At 74.4% G+C, this 16,591-nt stretch carries 14 protein-coding genes; 10 read left to right on the top strand and 4 right to left on the bottom strand.

Annotated features, from left to right (window positions below):
* The first annotated feature begins 97 nt into the window (after window positions 1–97).
* The gene (locus ACYVO2_RS13265) at window positions 98–430 is read left to right on the top strand and encodes a hypothetical protein (protein WP_461007937.1); all 333 of its coding nucleotides are present in this window, start codon (window positions 98–100) and stop codon (window positions 428–430) included.
* Window positions 431–583: 153 nt separating this feature from the next.
* Here ACYVO2_RS13265 and ACYVO2_RS13260 read toward each other — a convergent pair whose 3' ends face one another.
* Window positions 584–988, bottom strand: coding sequence for a hypothetical protein (locus ACYVO2_RS13260; protein ID WP_461007936.1), 405 nt, complete (start codon window positions 986–988; stop codon window positions 584–586).
* A gap of 343 nt (window positions 989–1,331) precedes the next feature.
* Window positions 1,332–3,071: an nSTAND1 domain-containing NTPase gene (locus ACYVO2_RS13255; RefSeq protein WP_461007935.1), complete on the bottom strand. Its 1,740-nt coding sequence runs from the start codon at window positions 3,069–3,071 to the stop codon at window positions 1,332–1,334.
* Window positions 3,072–3,699: 628 nt separating this feature from the next.
* On the opposite strand from ACYVO2_RS13255, the gene ACYVO2_RS13250 reads away from it, so the two are divergent.
* From ACYVO2_RS13250 to ACYVO2_RS13225, 6 genes are all read left to right on the top strand, one after another.
* Entirely contained in the window at window positions 3,700–4,581 is an 882-nt protein-coding gene (locus ACYVO2_RS13250) for an HpcH/HpaI aldolase/citrate lyase family protein (protein ID WP_461007934.1), read from the top strand.
* Entirely contained in the window at window positions 4,578–5,864 is a 1,287-nt protein-coding gene (locus ACYVO2_RS13245; protein ID WP_461007933.1) for an aminotransferase class I/II-fold pyridoxal phosphate-dependent enzyme, read from the top strand. Before ACYVO2_RS13250 ends, ACYVO2_RS13245 begins: the two co-directional genes overlap by 4 nt.
* Window positions 5,861–6,421 (top strand): MaoC family dehydratase, encoded by a 561-nt coding sequence (locus ACYVO2_RS13240; protein ID WP_461007932.1) that lies wholly within the window; start codon window positions 5,861–5,863, stop codon window positions 6,419–6,421. Before ACYVO2_RS13245 ends, ACYVO2_RS13240 begins: the two co-directional genes overlap by 4 nt.
* A gap of 79 nt (window positions 6,422–6,500) precedes the next feature.
* Window positions 6,501–7,826 (top strand): preATP grasp domain-containing protein, encoded by a 1,326-nt coding sequence (locus ACYVO2_RS13235; protein WP_461007931.1) that lies wholly within the window; start codon window positions 6,501–6,503, stop codon window positions 7,824–7,826.
* A gap of 42 nt (window positions 7,827–7,868) precedes the next feature.
* The gene (locus ACYVO2_RS13230) at window positions 7,869–9,074 is read left to right on the top strand and encodes a glycine amidinotransferase (RefSeq protein ID WP_461007930.1); all 1,206 of its coding nucleotides are present in this window, start codon (window positions 7,869–7,871) and stop codon (window positions 9,072–9,074) included.
* Entirely contained in the window at window positions 9,071–10,048 is a 978-nt protein-coding gene (locus tag ACYVO2_RS13225; RefSeq protein ID WP_461007929.1) for a quinone oxidoreductase family protein, read from the top strand. Before ACYVO2_RS13230 ends, ACYVO2_RS13225 begins: the two co-directional genes overlap by 4 nt.
* 66 nt (window positions 10,049–10,114) lie before the next feature.
* Here the strand turns inward: ACYVO2_RS13225 and ACYVO2_RS13220 are convergent, their stop codons facing one another.
* Window positions 10,115–10,429 carry an STAS domain-containing protein gene (locus ACYVO2_RS13220; RefSeq protein ID WP_461007928.1) on the bottom strand — a complete coding sequence of 105 codons (315 nt, stop codon included), beginning with the start codon at window positions 10,427–10,429 and terminating at the stop codon, window positions 10,115–10,117.
* 228 nt (window positions 10,430–10,657) lie between these two features.
* Between ACYVO2_RS13220 and ACYVO2_RS13215 the strand changes: the two genes are divergently transcribed.
* Window positions 10,658–11,041: a helix-turn-helix transcriptional regulator gene (locus tag ACYVO2_RS13215; RefSeq protein ID WP_461007927.1), complete on the top strand. Its 384-nt coding sequence runs from the start codon at window positions 10,658–10,660 to the stop codon at window positions 11,039–11,041.
* Between the two features lie 106 nt (window positions 11,042–11,147).
* Here the strand turns inward: ACYVO2_RS13215 and ACYVO2_RS13210 are convergent, their stop codons facing one another.
* A complete protein-coding gene (locus ACYVO2_RS13210; RefSeq protein WP_461007926.1) occupies window positions 11,148–11,504 on the bottom strand; it encodes an STAS domain-containing protein in 357 nt (118 codons plus the stop codon).
* A gap of 719 nt (window positions 11,505–12,223) precedes the next feature.
* On the opposite strand from ACYVO2_RS13210, the gene ACYVO2_RS13205 reads away from it, so the two are divergent.
* Together ACYVO2_RS13205 and ACYVO2_RS13200 are read left to right on the top strand one after the other, a co-directional pair.
* Entirely contained in the window at window positions 12,224–16,210 is a 3,987-nt protein-coding gene (locus ACYVO2_RS13205) for a SpoIIE family protein phosphatase (protein WP_461008011.1), read from the top strand.
* Window positions 16,210–16,530: an STAS domain-containing protein gene (locus ACYVO2_RS13200; RefSeq protein WP_461007925.1), complete on the top strand. Its 321-nt coding sequence runs from the start codon at window positions 16,210–16,212 to the stop codon at window positions 16,528–16,530. Before ACYVO2_RS13205 ends, ACYVO2_RS13200 begins: the two co-directional genes overlap by 1 nt.
* Window positions 16,531–16,591: the final 61 nt, after the last annotated feature.

Below are 16,591 nucleotides of genomic sequence, written 5' to 3'. Positions count from 1 at the left end.
CACCACAGCCCGGACAGGATCGCGACTGCACCTTTTCGGCATCCCCGACAGCCACCACGGTCGTCCCCCACACATCGAAAAACGGGGGAATGCCCGCATGACCTGGCACAACGAGCCACAACCGCCCCAACCACCCGCCCGCGAAAGACCCCCTCCCGCGGCCCCGACCGGCCGCCCGGGACGGGCCCGCGAACGCGTCGTCATCCCCGCCGCGACCCTCCTGTTCCTCACCGGAGTCGGCATCGGAGCCGCCGGCGGCGGCGACGGCGGCAGCGACGACACCGCGAGCGGCGAACCCGCCCCGACCGCCACCGTCTTCGAGGACATCATCGCGAACGGCAACGTGAAGGGCCCGACGACGGTGACGATCTCCGCCGGTGACGGGGCGTTCCAGTCGATGGGCTGCGGGGAGTGGACGAAGACCGGTTGATCGGCGCGCACCGAGCGCCTCCTCGCTCCGGCAGGGCGAGGAGGCGCTCGGTGTTCTCGGCGGTCAACCCGCGCCGCACCGCCCGGGGGGCCGGCGGGGCCGCGGTGCGCGGGCTGAGGCAGGCATCGCCTCGGTCACCGGTCAGGGCGCCGCCTAGGCCCCCGCGCCGTCATCCGGACGGACGACCCAGACCGACGAGCTCGAGCAGTCGCGTATCTCGATGACCCGCGAGTAGCGGAGCGCGTCCACCCGGGACCAACCGCTGGCCCCGGTGGTGGTGTTGCGCACGTACATCCAGAGCGTGCTGTTGACGATCGCGCAGTGGACGTCGATCCCGTGGCCGGGGAACCCCTGCCCGACGCTGGCGCAGCCGATGTGCGGGTGGCTTCTGATCTGGGTTCCGTTCCCGAAGGAGACGCCGCTGCTCGCGTAGCGGTCCGGATGGGTGCCGTGGCCGTCGCAGTGTGTGACGGCCGCGGTGGCCGGCGTCATCGTCAGCACCGACCCCGTCATGACGAACGCCAGTGCGGACAGGATGGAGAGCAAGCGGTAGCGCATGTCTGACACTTTCCCTTGGGGTTCTCGTGGTGGATGGCGGCGGATCGTCAGGTGGATCGACCCCGCCTGTCGCCGGTGCGGCGCCCGTCGCGGCAGGCCGACGGCCGCTCGGTGAGTGGCCGTCATATGCCGTTGCCGGGCGGGAGATCCACAGTGTCCCAGCGGCCCGTACCCGGCGGGAAGAACCTTCCGTCCAGTGAGAACGGCCGCTCACGAGCGACCCGGCGCCGTCGGCACGAACGGCCGCGGACGGTCTGCGGCACGCCGTCGCCCACCCCGCCTGTTCGGCGCCGTGGCCCCCCGCCGGCAACGTCCGAAGGGATGCCGGCTCAAGGGACGCCGACTACAGGTACACCGCCGTCGACGGGTGCGCGGGAACCGCGCGTGACCGGCGGCACGGAGTCTCGCACAGCGCCATCGCGGTGTGCGCCGCCAGCCCTCCGGACAGGGCCAGCAGCAGGAGCAGCAGGCGGCGCAGCCTTCGCGCCCGGCGGTGCTCCCCGGCGGCCCGCCGCGCCGAGGCGTCGAGGAAGCGGCGCTCCGCCGCCGTGAGCAGCAGTCCGCTGCCCGCGGTGCGCCGCAGCGCCACGGCCAGGCGCGCCCCCCGGTACAGCGCCTCGGGGTCGTGGCCGGCGCGCTCCCAGACGTGCGCGGCCGCGGTGAGGTCCCGGTGGACGCGCAGGGCCTCGCGGTCCTTGGCGAGCCAGGAGCGCAGGCGGGGCCAGACGTCGGCCAGGCTTCCGTGGACGAGTGCGACGCCGTCGTGGTCGAGCACGACCAGGCGGGCCGCCGCGAGGCGGTCCAGGACGGCGGCGGTGGCGCCGTCGCCGTCCAGTTCGGCGCGCTCGATCCGCCGCGGCGGGCCGGCCGCGCCGCCGCCGGCCGGGGCGGCCAGTCGCAGCAGGACGTCCCTGGCCCTGGGCCGCAGCGCCGGCTCCAGCGTCGTGTACCAGGTCTCGGCGGCCTGGGCGAGCGCCCCCTCGACGCCGCCGCCGGCGTGGAAGCCGGCCAGGGTCAGCGCGTTGCCGCTGCGCCGGCGCCAGGTCTCCAGCAGGGCGCGGGACAGCCACGGCAGCAGGCCGGGGTGCCCGGCGGCGCCGGCGACGGCCACGGCGAGCAGGGCGCCCTCCACCGCGCAGCCGGCCCGGACCGCCGGCGCGGTGATGGCGCGGTGCAGCTCCTCGGGGGTCAGCGCCCGCACGGTCAGCTCGGCCCCGCTCGCCGCGCGGGCCAGCCCGTGGTGGGCGAGCAGCCGGGCCCTGTGGTCGGCCCACACGGCGAGGACGGCCCGGCAGCGCCCGCGCTCATCGCGCGTAGCGTCGAGCAGCGCGGCCAGGAAGCGGGCCCGCACGCGGGCGTCCCGGCACTGGGTGAACAGCTCCTCCGCCTGGTCCACGACGAGCACGAGTTCGCTGTCGCCCGGCAGGCCGTCCAGCGCCCGCTCCGCCAGGCGGCGCAGGGCCCCGGGGTCGGTGGCGAGTTCGGCCCGCGCCTGGTCCGGCGGGACACCGGTGAGCCGGGACAGCTCCCCGGCGCACGCGGTCAGCGGCCGGGCCCCCGGGGTGAGCAGCGCCACCGGGTCCCCGGGCCGCCGGGCCCGCAGCCGGGCCACCAGACCGGCCCGCAGCAGCGAGGAGACGCCGACACCGGAGGGGCCGCTCACCACGGTGACCCGGCGCCGCGCCACCGTGGCGGCCAGCTCCTCGAGCAGTCGTTCCCGGCCGAAGAACCGTTCCGCGTCCGCCGGCTGGAGCACGGCCGTCCCGGCGTAGGGCGCCCCGGTCTCGCCGGGGCCGAGCGGGTCCGTGCGGTCGGCGGCGAGCTGCGCGGCCACCGCGTGCCAGCGGCGCTGCCACTGCTCGACGTCGCCCTCGCAGGCCCGCACATAGGCGAGCGCCATGCTGAGGCTGGGCAGTTTGCGGCCGGAGGCGGCCGTGGACAGGCTGGCCGCGGAGCAGTGCGCGCGCCGGGCGAGCTGGCGGTACGGGGGATTTCCGGCCTGTTCCCGCAGGCGGCGCAGGTCGGCCGCGAACCGCAGCAGCGGGCTGTCCCCCTGCTCCAGGGGCCTTTCCGTACGGGGCACCGTCACCACCCTCTCTGCCGTGCCACCCGGCAGCGAAAGCGCCGCGCGCCCGGGACGGGCGCGCGTGGCTGATACGCAACGGTAAGGCCGGAAAGGTGACCCGAACACGACACTTCCCGTCAACACGGCCGATGGGACGCCTCGCACCGCCCGCCCCTTTTGGCCGCTATGCCGCGCCTCGGCACGGGTCGGCCACCATGGCCGAACAGCGCCCGGCGCCGACGTCCGCGCAGGCGGGGGCTCCTTTCCGGGGCCGGGCGGGCACCGGGTGCGCCGGAGCGCCGCGGCGGTCCGGTGTCTGACCGTAAAAACGCCCTTGCCGCGGGGCCGTTCGCCCCCCACCAGCGGCCCGGCCGCCCAGTTCGCGGCTGACCGGTTGTCGTCGGTTGTTGTTCATTGTCCAGCCGTCGAGACCGAACAACGCCGCTGCGCTACACCTGGACTGCGTCCCCGCCGCGGGCCGCCGGGCCCGGCGCCGGCCCCGCGCCGGCGGCGCCCCTGCTTCCCGCTCCTGCCCCCGCCCCGCGCCCCTGCCCTCCCGCCCCGGAGACCCGCGCCCGGAAGACCCGTCCCCCGAATTCCCGCGTCCGAGGTTCCGCGTTCGGAAGATCCGCGTTCGGAGACTGCCATGAGGTTCACGCGCTACTGCCGCTCCCTGCTGTCCACGCCCGCCACGGCCGCGGACCGGTACGCCAAGAGCCACCGCTGCGGCGCCGACATCGCCATGGTGGACCTGGAGGACTCCGTGCCCCCGCGCGAGAAGGAGGAGGCCCGACGGCTCGCCGAAACGTTTTTCTGCCTGCCCTCCTCCTCCGTGGCCCGCTGCGCGGTGCGCATCAACACCGTGCTGGAGCCGGACGGCATGCGCGACCTCCTGGCGCTGCGGCGCTATCCGGTCAAGCCCGCCGTCGTGCTGGTGCCCATGGTGGAGTCCCCGCGCGACATCGAGATCGTGGAGCGGGTGCTCGGCGAGGACTGCCCGGCCACGGAGTACCTGGCCGTGGTCGAGACGCCGCGCGGCCTGGAGCACGCCACGGCCGTCGCCGGATCGTCGCGCCGGCTGCGCGGCCTGATCTTCGGCTCCGCCGACTACTCCCTGGCCATGGGCGCCCGGCTGTCCTGGGAGTGCCTGGCCCACGCCCGCGCCCGGGTGGTCAACAGCGCCCGCGCCGCGGGGATCGAGGCGCTGGACGCCCCCTGGTTCGACGTGTCGGACCTGGCGGGCCTGCGCCGTGAGGCGGTGCTCGCCAGGGACCTGGGCTTCAGCGGCAAGATCGCCGTCCATCCCCGCCAGATACCCGTGATCAACGAGACCTTCTCGCCCGACGAGCACCTGCTGGACCGGGCCCGCCGGGTCGCCGCCGCCGGCCGGGGCGGCGGCATCGCCGTCGTGGACGGCTCCATGGTGGGCCGCCCCTTCTTCGAGGCGTCCCGGCGCCTGCTGCGGGACGCGGAGTCCTCCGCCGTCCCGGCCCTGCCCCCCGCTGCCCAAGGAGAGACGAGACTGTGACCGCACCCGAGACCACCCCACGCGCGAACCCCGGGGCCCCCACCGGCGGTGCGACCGCCGCCGACATCACCGGCCCCCGCGCCTACCGCAACGGCGACAAGATGCTGCGCACCGCCGACCCGGTCTGGCAGGCCGCCGCCGACAACGGCCTCATCGGCATCCGCGTGGACACCGGCACCGACGCGAACAACAACCTCGTGGACCCCGAGACCGGGCACGAGTTCACCAACATGTGCTCCTGCGCCTACCTCGGCCTCAACCACCACCCCAGGATCCTCCAGGGCACGATCGACGCCGTGGCCGAGGCCCGCGCCACCTGGCTCGTGGTCTCCACCACCCGCATCCGGCACCACCTGCTGGCCCGTCTGGAGGAGGAGCTGGGCGAGCTGTTCGGCGCCCACGTCCTGCCCGGCACCTCGTGCAGCGCGCTGGTCTCCGGCATCCTGCCGCTGGTGGCCTCCGGGCACGCGGCCGGGGGCGGCGGCCCGCGGGTGATGGTGTTCGACCGGTTCTCCCACTTCTGCATGTCCCATGTGAAACCGGTCTGCGCGGACGAGACCCTGGTGCTGACCTGCGACCACAACGACCTCGACTACCTGGAGTCGGTGTGCCGCACCTACCCGCGGGTGGCGTACGTCGCGGACGGCGCCTACTCGATGGGCGGGGCCACGGCCCTGGACGGGCTGCGCGAACTCCAGGAGCGCTACGGCCTGTTCCTGTTCATCGACGACTCCCACTCCCTGTCGCTCGCCGGTGAGCGCGGTGAGGGCTTCGTCCGCTCCCAACTGCCCATGAACCCGCTGACGATCATCGTGGCCAGCCTCGGCAAGGGCTTCGGCACCGGCGGCGGCATCGCCATGCTGGGCGACCGCGGGACCTGGGAGTTCCTGCACCGGCACGCCGGGCCCGTGGGCTGGTCGCAGAACATGGCGCTGCCGCTGGTCGGCGCCTCGCTCGGCAGCGCCGCGCTGCACCGCTCGCCCGAACTCGGCGCGCTCCAGCGGCGACTGCACGAGAACATCGACCACTTCGACGCGCTGCTGCCCACCGCCTTGGCCGGCAACGGGCTGCCGGTGCGCCGGATCACCGTCGGCGACGCCGACCGGGCCGTGGCCCTGTCCGCGGAGCTGTACCGCCGCGGCTTCTACAGCTCCGCGGTGTTCTTCCCGATCGTGCCCCGGGGCGAGGCCGGGCTGCGCATCATGATCCGGTCCGACCTCCCCAAGGACCGGCTGACCGAGTTCGCCGGGCACGTCAAGGAGCTGACGGCGGACCCGGCATGAGCGGCCACGGCCACGTCGGCGGGGGAGACGGCGCCCCCTTCGGCTACCGGAGGACCGGTGAGCGGCGGTTCCGGGAGGTGGTGGGCTTCGCGTACGAGGAGTTCACCGTCGGCCACGTCATCGAGCACCGTCCCGGCCGGACCGTCACCGAGATGGACAACGTGCTGATGAGCATGCTGCACATGAACGCGGCGCCGCTGCACATCGACGCCGCCTACAGCGAGCGCAGCGCCTGGGGCCGCCCCGTGGTCTCCAGCCTGGTGACGCTGGCCATCGTCGGCGGGATGACGGCCCGCAGCACCAGCGGGCGCACCCTGGCCAACCTCGGCTGGGAGAACATCCGGCTGACCTGCCCGGTGTTCGCCGGCGACACCCTGTACGCGGAGACCGAGATCCTCGCCAAGCGCCTGTCCGCCTCCCGGCCCGGCGAGGGCGTCGTCACCTGCCGCACCCGCGGCGTCAAGTCCACCGGCGAGACCGTGCTCACCTACGAGCGCAGCTTCCTGGTGCCCACGCTGGAGCGGGCCAGGGCCGACGACGAGAAGACCGGCTACTGAGACAGCTCCCGCACCGGCCGCCGCACGGTGTTGCGCCGGCGGTGCGGACGAGACCACCGGCCACGCAGAAGGAGCCGCGATGACGACGCTGCGCATCGGCAACAACCGCACCGAGGAGATGGTGGGCGACCTGTCCGCGCTCTCCCCCGTCGAACGCCGCTTCGCCGGGTGCGGGGCGCACCGCCTGGTGTGGTTCGCCGAGGAGGGCGACATCCTCGTCCTGCCGTCCCTGCCCGAGGACGGGTTCCTCGAATACGCCACCGGGCTGACCGGCACCCCCCTGTCCTCCCTGGAACTGGTCGTCCCGGCACCGGGGGCGCTCGGCCCCGACCTGCTCACCCCGGACCGGCTCGCCGACCCCGCCCTGCACGGGGAACTGCGCCGGATGCTGGGCGGACGGCCGCCGGAACGGGTACTGGCCATGACCCCCAACGCCTCCGTGGTGACCCTGGCGGCGGCCCTGGGCGACGAGGCGGCCGTGCCGGGACACCGCTTCCACCGGCAGAACGGCGCCGCCCTGGTGAACAGCAAGGCGGTCTTCCGCGCCGTCGCCGCGGGCACCGGCGTGCCGCTGGCGCCGGGCGCCGTGGTCACCGGGCAGGCCGAGGCCGCCGAGGAGATCGCCCGACTGCTCGGGCAGGGGCACTGCGCCATGCTCAAACTGGAGTACCAGGCGGGCGGGTTCGGCAACGAGATCCTCAGCCCGGGCGAGGGCGTGCGCGCGATCGGCGCCCAGCGGGTCGTCGTCCTGCCCGACTCCGCGGACGTCGAGAAGTACCTGACGCGACGCTGGGACTGGCTCACCGGCGGCCGCGGCCACCGCCTGGTGGTGGAGCGCTACTACCCCGAGTCGGTGCCGGTGTACGCCGAGTTCGAGGTCACCGACGACGGCTGCGAGCTGGTGGGCCACGGCGAGATGCTGATGGCGCCCGTGGTGGTGGGCGAGATGGTGCCCGCGCTCGCGCTGTCCGCCGAGGAGCAGGACGCGCTGGTGGCGGCGGGCCGGCGGCTGTGCGAGCCGTTCCGGGCCATGGGCTACCGGGGGAACCTCAGCGCGGACGCGTTCCTCACCCCGGACGGCGAGGTCCGCTTCAGCGAGACCAACGGCCGCGTCACCGGCTCCACGCACGTCCACACCGCCGTCGGCGCCCGCCTCGTCGGGGAGGAGCGGCGGCGGTCGCGGGTGTACCTGGAACGGGGCGGCTGGGCCGTGCCCTCGTTCCGGGCGGCCGTGGAGCGCCTGACCGCCGCCGGCCTCGCCTTCGACCGGGATACGGGCACCGGCGCCGTCCTCATCTGCGGCTTCGGCCCGGCCGACGGCACGGTGCGGTACTGCGTGGCCGCCGAGGACATCGAGTCCGCCCGGCAGCGGGAACGGGAACTGCTCGCCCTGTTCCCGCGCTGACGACCACCCCGCCCCGCCGTCCGAGCACAGGAAGGGTCCACGATGTCCGACGAAGCCCGCACCCCCGCCGCGCCGCCCTCCCCGGCGCCGCCGAGGCTCAACACCTACGACGACTGGTCGCCGCTGCGCGAGGTGGTCCTCGGTTCCGCCGACAACTACACCTCCCACGAGCGGGAGCTGTCCTTCGACCTGTTCTTCCACGACCAGATGCCGCACGTGCAGATGTACTACCCGCGCCACCTGCCGCCGGGAGCGGACGGCGAGGGCGGCGCGGACGGCACCGCGGCACCGGCCCGCGCCCCCATCAAGCGGCGCTACGTCGAAGAGCTCCAGGAGGACGTCGAGGGCATGGCGGAACTGCTCGGGTCGCTGTCCGTGACCGTGCACCGCCCGCTGCCCCTGGACCGGACCATGGAGGTGCGCACCCCCGCGTGGTCGGCCGCCGTGGTCCCCCCGCTCAACGTGCGCGACAACACCCTCGTCCTCGGCGACGAGATCATCGAGACGCCGCCGCAGATCCGCGCCCGCTACTTCGAATCGAAGTTCCTCACCCCGGTGTTCGCCGAGTACTTCCGGCGCGGCGGCCGGTGGACGGTGATGCCGCGCCCCTTCATGACCGACGCCTCGTTCGACCCCTCCTACGCCAACGGCTCACCGGGCACCCCGGTGGAGCGGATCGGCGACCCCCGGCCCTCTCCGTACGACGTCGGTCACGAGATGCTGTTCGACGGGGCCCAGGTGCTCCGCCTCGGCCGCGACCTGGTGGTCAACGTCTCCACCGTCAACCACACCCTGGCCTGCGACTGGCTGGAGCGCCACCTCGGGGAGAGGTTCCGGATCCACCGGGTGCGGCTGGTGGACAACCACATCGACAGCACCGTCCTGGCGCTGCGGCCGGGGCTGCTGCTGGTGCGCTCCCCGCGGTTCGCGGCCGGGCTGCCCAAGCCGCTCCGGAGCTGGGACATGATCTTCCCTCCGGAGCCGGAGGACGACAACTTCCCGCAGTACGACGAGGACGACCTGGTCCTCACCAGCCGCTACATCGACCTGAACGTGCTCTCCCTCGGCCCGGACACCGTGATGGTGAACGACGCCTGCCCGGAGCTGATCCGCACCCTGGAGAAGCGCCGGTTCACCGTTGTCCCGGTGCGCCACCGCCACCGGCGCCTGTTCGGCGGGGGCCTGCACTGCTTCACCCTGGACACCGTCCGGGTGGGGTCCGCGCCCGAGGACTACCTGTCGGCATGAGCGCGCTGATGGACGCGGCGGTGCTGCGGGAGTACGGCGGCCCCGGGGCGCTGCGCGTGGAGACGATCCCCGAACCGGTGCCGGGCCCGGACGAGGTGCTGATCGACGTGACCGTGGCCGGGCTCAACTTCGCCGACCTGTACCGGCGGGCCGGCCGGTACGACCCGCCTCCGCTGCCCGCAGTGCTCGGCGCCGACGTGGCCGGCACGCTGCGCTCCGACGGCCGCCGCGTCGCCGCCCTGCTGCGGCGGCGCGGCGGATACGCCCAGGCCGCCGCGGCGAAGGCCGCCCTCACGGTCCCGCTGCCCGACGACGTGGACGACCGGCAGGCCGTCGCGCTGCTGGAGCAGGGCCTGACGGCGCACGGCGCGCTGTTCACCCTGGGCAGGCTGCGGGCGGGCGAGTCCGTCGCGGTGACGGCCGCCGCCGGGGGAGTGGGGCACCTGGCCGTCCAACTGGCCAGGGAAGCGGGGGCGTCCCGGGTGGTGGGGACCGCGTCCACCGCGGCCAAGCGCGCGTTCCTCAGGGACCTCGGCGTGGACGCGGCCCTCGACCCCGCCTCCCCCGAGCTGGCCGAGGAGTTGCGCGAGGCCACCCACGGCGGCCCCGACCTGTGCCTGGACACGGTCGGAGGGCCGCTGCTGCACACCGCGCTGGACGCGCTGGCCCCCTTCGGCCGCCTGGTGTCGGTGGGCGAGCGCGCCGAGACCGGGGACGACGACGGCGCCCAGCGCGTCGCCGTGGCGGACCTGGCGCGGCGCTCCGTCGGCGTCCTGGGCTTCTGGCTGCGTCACACGCTGGAGGACCGCGCCCTGTTCACCGCCTCGACCACCCGGCTCTTCGACCTCGCCGCCACCGGACGCCTCACCGCGCACATCGATCGCGTGGTCCCACTGTCCGCAGTGCCCGCGGCACACACCGCCATGGAACGACGCACCACCCTGGGCAAGATCCTCATCGATCCGTGGGCGTGAGAACGTCCCCGTGCGGACCGCGATCGGCGGCCCGGACTCACCGGCCCCCGCACCCGCCCTCGTGGGTCACGGCGGAGGCGGGGCGGGAGCGGGGACGAACAGGGGCAGCGCGGAGGTGAGGCCGAGCAGTCTGGTCACGGCGGGACTGGACCGCCGGATGGTGAGGGTCTTGCCGTCCTGCTGGGCGCGTCGGCGCAGACGCAGCAGCGTGTTGAGGCCGGAGCAGTCGCAGAACTGCACGCCGTCGAGGTCCAGGTCCACGCCGGTCCGCGACAGGGCGAGGGCGTCCTGGAGGGCGAGGTCGAGGAATGCGCTGCTGTCGAGGTCCAGCTCCCCGGCCACCACGGCGAGCAGCCGTTCGCCTTCGCGGCGCGTCTGCACCCGTAGGCCCGGGGGCGGGGGGTGTGGGGTCGGGCCCGCCACGGGCCGGGAAGGGATGCCTGTTCCCGTCTCGAGCCGCGCTGTGCCTGCGTGTTCGGGCATGGCCTCGCTCTCCTGACGTGTGCGCTCCCGGGCCAGCTTCAACGGCGCCACTCATACCCGTCAAATCTTACCTGAAAAGTCTTTCGTGCTTTTGTTTTCCTGATTGTTCTCTCGTATCCTGGACGCATGGGCGGAGTGCCGGAGTCACACACGGGCTGGACTTTCTTGACCAATCACGCGCGCGTACTGGCGGCGATCGCGGACGACCCCCACACCCGCATCCGCGACCTCGCCGCGCACTGCCGACTCACCGAGCGCGCCGTCCAGAAGATCATTTCGGACCTGGAGGAAGCGGGCTACCTCTCGCGCATCCGGCACGGGCGCTCCAACAGCTACCGCATCGAGTCCGGGGTCCCGCTGCGGCACCCGGTGGAAGCCGAGGCCGGGCTGACCGTGGCCGCCCTGCTGTCCGTGCTGGCCAACCACGACGCACAGCGCGGCGGCCACTCCGAGCCGTCGCGGACCGCGGCCCCGGCCACCGTGGGGTCCGGGTCCGAGGACGAGGGATGACACCGAGGAGCAGGCGCGGCCCTGCGGCCCGGCGCCGACCTGGTCGGGCAACCGTGCCCCGGGCCCACCGCGACGCGCCCTCCGCGGGATGCTGATCCCCTCGGCGTCAGGAGTGCGAGGCGTCGACGGCGTCACCGACCGTGGGCCGGAAGGTGAAGATCTGGTCCAGGCCGACGATGCGGAAGATGCGCATCAGGTCGGCGTTCAGCCCGGCCAGCGTCAGGCGGGATCCCGCCGCCTTGGCGCTGTTGTAGGCGGTGATCAGCACGGTGATGCCGGTGGAGTCGCAGTAGGTGAGCCCCGACAAATCGATCACCACGTGCGTGCCGGGGGCGAAGGGCGTCCGCTTGACGGCGTCGGTGAGGCGACGCGAGGTGTGGTGGTCGAGCTCACCGCTCACGGTGAGCACGATCGTGCCGGAGGAATGAGCTCGGCTGTCGACAGCCAGGACGCTTTCGGTCACGTCTTCTCCTGTGCGGGTGCGCAGCGGGTGTGCGGGGGGCTGGTGCGGAACGGACAGGGTGAACGGCGCGGTGCCGTCGCTGGTCGCCGAGCAACCCGCCGGGCGCGGGGTCCGGTGCGGGCCGCGAGGGCGGCGGACGTGGCGTCGCGGGCGCCGTCCGGCCCGGTGCCGGGGACGCGGTGGCGACGCCCCGCGGCGAGTCGCCGCCGCTCGTCGTCCGGAGGGAAGGACGAGTCCTCGCGGGGTGCCCCGTGCATCACCAGTCCCTCCGCCGTCCCGGACCGCCCGCTCACCGGCCGGACGGCTGCCCTATTCTACGGAGCTCACCACGGGCCCCGTCCGGCGAGCGGGTGCGGAGGCGAGGCCCGAAGCCCGACGGACGGCGCGGTGCCGCCGGAGCGCGGGCGGGCCGGACGGGAGGCCGCTCCCTCCGGCGCCGGGCGCGGCAGCGGCGGCGCGGGCCGTGGGACGAGGCGGGGTGGGCCGACCGGGGTTCGGCGACCGCTCCGACGTGAACGAAAGGGTGTCCAGTGGCGTGTTCCGGAGAAGCCGGGCACCGGCCGCTTCCGCCGGCCGGGGCCGATGTGTTCGGCACCGGCGGCGAGGTCGGCCGGGACCTCGCCGAGGTCGACTGGGCGGCCACCCCGCTCGGCCCGCCGGCCACCTGGCCGCAGAGCCTGCGGACAGCGGTGAGCATCCTGCTCTCCTCCCGGTTCCCGATGTGGATGGCGTGGGGGACTGAGCTGACGTTCTTCTGCAACGCCGCCTATCGGCGGGACACCCTGGGCCGGAAGTACCCCTGGGCGCTGGGCCGGCCGGCGAGCGAGGTCTGGGCGGAGATCTGGGACGACATCGGCCCGCGGATCGACACCGTGCTCACCACGGGGCAGGCGACCTGGGACGAGGCGCTGCTGCTGTTCCTGGAGCGCTCCGGCTTCACCGAGGAGACCTACCACACGTTCTCCTACAGCCCGCTGCGGGACGACTCGGGATCGGTCGTCGGCATGCTCTGCGTGGTCAGCGAGGACACCGAGCGGGTCATCGGGGAGCGGCGGATGGCGACGCTGCGGGACCTGGGCTCCGACCCCAGCGTCGCCCGCACCGAGCGGGAGATACTGGCCTTCACCGGCCGCCAGCTCGACCGCAACCGCAAGGACCTCCCGTTCACCCTGACCTACCTGCACCAGGACGACGGGTCGGCGCGGCTCGCCGGCACCACCGGGATCCCCGCGGGCCACCCGGCCGCCCCGGCGTCCCTGCCGCCGGGGGACGCGGGCGGGCCGTGGCCGACCCGGGCGCCGGCCGGGGGCGAGTCCGCGGTCCTGGCGCTCGACGGAGCCGCGCTCGCCGGGCTGCCCGCCGGGGACTGGCCGAAGCCCCCCGCGCAGGCGCTGGTGACGCCCCTGCTGCACCAGGGCGGCACCCCGTACGGGTTCCTGGTGGCCGCGCTGAACAGGTACCGCCCGCTGGACGAGGGCTACCGCGGGTTCGTCGAACTCGCCGCCGGGCATGTCGCGGCGGGCATCGCCGGAGCCCGCAGCTACCAGGCGCAGCAGCGGCGCGCGGAGGAACTGGCCGAACTGGACCGTGCCAAGACCACGTTCTTCTCCAACATCAGCCACGAGTTCCGCACCCCCCTCACCCTGATCATGGGACCCGTCGAGGAACTCCGCGCGCGGTTGGCCGGAGCCGATGCCCGGGTGCGCGAGGAACTCGAGGTCGTCCGCCGCAACGGCCTGCGGCTGGGCAAGCTGGTCAACACCCTGCTGGACTTCTCCCGCATCGAGGCCGGCCGGATGCGGGCGAGCTACGAACCGGTCGACCTGCCCCAGGTCACCGCCGAGCTGGCCAGTGTCTTCCGCTCCGCCGTCGACAGGGCGGGCCTGGGCTACGAGGTGGACTGCCCCGCGCTGCCGGAGCCGGTCCACATCGACCGCGGCATGTGGGAGAAGGTCGTCCTCAACCTGCTCAGCAACGCCCTGAAGTTCACCTTCCGCGGCTCCATCCGGGTGGGCGTGCGAGCGGAGGGGGACCACGCGGTGGTCACCGTCTCCGACACCGGCATCGGCGTGCCCGAGGCGGAGATGCCCAGGCTGTTCGAGCGGTTCCACCGCATCGAGAGCGCCCGCTCGCGCTCCAACGAGGGCAGCGGCATCGGGCTGGCCCTGGTCAAGGAGCTGGTCGCACTGCACGGCGGGACGATCACCGCCGAGAGCACCGAGGGAGAGGGCACCACCTTCGCCATCCGCCTGCCCTTCGGCACCGCGCACTTGCCGGCCGACGCCGTGGTGCGCTCCGCCGGCACCGGCACGGGGCCCGTGGCCGCCGACCCGTACATCGAGGAGGCCATGCGCTGGCTCCCCGCCGACGGCGACGAGCCGCCCGCCGCGGCGACCGCGGCGCAGCCGCCCCGGGAGACCGCGGGTCCGCGCACCCCGGGCCCGGCCACGCCGGCGCACGTGCTGATCGCCGACGACAACGCCGACATGCGCGAGTACCTGACCCGCATCCTCACCGGGGCCGGCTACCGGGTCACCGCCGTCCGCGACGGCCAGGACGCCCTGGACACGGTGCGCTCGGAGATCCCCGACCTGGTCGTCAGCGATGTGATGATGCCCCGTCTGGACGGGCTGTCGCTGGTGGGGGCGCTGCGGGCGGAGCCGCGCACCGCGGCCGTCCCCGTCCTGCTGCTGTCGGCCCGGGCGGGCCAGGAGGCGTCCATCGAGGGCCTCCGGGCGGGAGCCGACGACTATCTGGTCAAGCCGTTCGTCGCGGCGGAGCTGCTGGCGCGGGTACGGGCCAGCGTGGAGCTGGCGCGCCTGCGCACCCACCACGCCCGCTGGCGCACCGCGTTGGTGGACTCGCTCCAGGAGGCGTTCTTCGTCTGCGACGCGGACGGCGCCGTCATCGAGATCAACACCGCGTTCACCGACATCCTCGGCTACGGCCCCGAAGGCCTGCCCTACGCGCCCGTCCACCCCTGGTGGCCGGACGCCGCCACCGACCCCGAGGCCCACCGGCAGGTCGCCGACGCCTTCAACGGCCTGATCGACCACGGCCAGGGCAGCTACACCATCCCCGTCAACCACCGCGACGGCCACCGGGTCTGGATCAGCGCCACCTTCAACGAGGCCCGGGACCCCGACTCCGGGGAGCGGGTCACCGTCGGCACCTTCCGCGACGTGACCGCCGAGCACTACGCCATCCAGCGCGAGAGCACCCTCGCCTCGCTGAGCACCCGGCTGTCCCAGGCCGGCAGCCTGCCCGACGCCCTGGCCGCCGCGCTGGCGGAGCTGAAGGACGTGTGGCGCGCCCCGTGCGTGCTCGCCGCCGTCTTCGGCCGCGGCGACGAACCCGCGCTGACCGCCACCGACCCCGCCCTGGACTGGCGGCGGCTCCCCGCCGAACGCCGCGAGGCGCTCTCCGGCCTGCGCCGGCGGGCCCTGGCCACCCCGGTCACCGACGCCACCGGGGCCGGCATCCTCCTGGAGCACCCCGAGGGCCCGCTGGCGCTCTGGCTCGACCTGGGCCCCCGGCGCCCGTTCACCGGCGAGGACGAACTGCTGCTGTCGCTGCTGGCCGGGCACATCGCCCAGGCACTGGCCCGCGCCCACCAGATCGACCAGCAGCGGCAGACCGCGATCGCGCTCCAGCGCGCCATCCTCGGTCCCGCGCGGCTCCCGGACGGGTTCGCCGTCCGGTACGAGCCCGCCACCCGCCCCCTGGAGGTGGGAGGCGACTGGTACGACACCTTCCCCCTGCGGGACGGGCGCATCGGCATCGTCGTGGGGGACTGCGTCGGGCGCGGGCTGGCGGCCGCCAGCGTCATGGGGCAGTTGCGCAGCGCCTGCCGGGCCCTGCTGCTCCAGGACGCCAGCCCCGCCGGCACCCTCATGGCCCTGGACCACTTCGCCGCCGGTATCCCCGGCGCTTCGTGCACCACCGCCTTCTGCGGCGTCCTCGACCCGGGGACCGGGCACCTGACCTACTCCAGCGCCGGCCACCCGCCGGGCATCCTCGCCCTTCCCGACGGCACCACCGGCCTGCTCGACCGGGGACGCTCCGTCCCCCTGGCCGTCCGCCCCGGCAGGGAGCGCCCCGAGGGGGAGTGCACCGTGCCCGCCCGCGCCACGCTCCTGCTCTACACCGACGGCCTCGTCGAACGGCGCCGCCGCCCGCTGAGCGTGGGCATCGAGCAGGCCGGCGAAGCCGTCCAGGAGGGCCGGAACACCCCGGTCGACGACCTCGCCACGCGGGTCATGGCCCGCCTCGCCCCGGTGAGCGGCTACGACGACGACGTGGCCCTGCTGCTCTACCGCCACCCCGCCCCGCTGGAGGTGACCTTCCCCGCGGAGTCCTCCCAACTCGCCCCGGTCCGCAGGGCCCTGCGGAGCTGGCTCGCCCGCTGCGACGTCCCGGACCGGACCACCCAGAACGTGCTGGTCGCCGTCGGTGAAGCCTGTGCCAACGCCATTGAGCACGGCCACCGGAACGCCCCCGGGGACTCCATCCGCCTGCGCGCCGAGGCCCTCGTCGACGACCTGCGCCTGACCGTCGCCGACACCGGCCGCTGGAAGCCGCCCCAGCCCGACGCCAACGCGCACCGCGGCCGAGGGCTGGCCCTGATGCGCGCCATGATGCGGCAGGTCACCGTCACCCCCGGCCCGTCCGGCACCACCGTCGACATGCACACGAGGATCGCCTGATGACCACCCCGCTCACCATCACCCCCACCCGGCGCGCGGACGGCACACCCCTGCTGACGGTCGCCGGCGAGATCGACATGAGCAACACCGACACCCTCGCCGCCGCGCTCGACGCCACGAGCGGGCCCGTCGTCCTCGACCTGACCGCGGTGGAGTACCTGGACAGCGCCGGCCTGACCGTCCTGTTCGACCACGCCGACCGCATCGAGCTGCTCGCCTCCCCGGTGCTGCTGCCGGTGCTGACCGTCTCCGGACTCACCGAGCTGACCACCGTCCACGGCCCGCAGGAGCCCGACGCCACCGCCCCACCGCGGCACTGAACCGGCTCAGGCGTCCGCACTCCCCCGAGGGGCGGGCGGACACGCCTCTCCCGACGGGCAC

The sequence above is a fragment of the Streptomyces capparidis genome (assembly GCF_054782095.1).
This window is presented reverse-complemented; position numbering and strand designations above follow the sequence as displayed.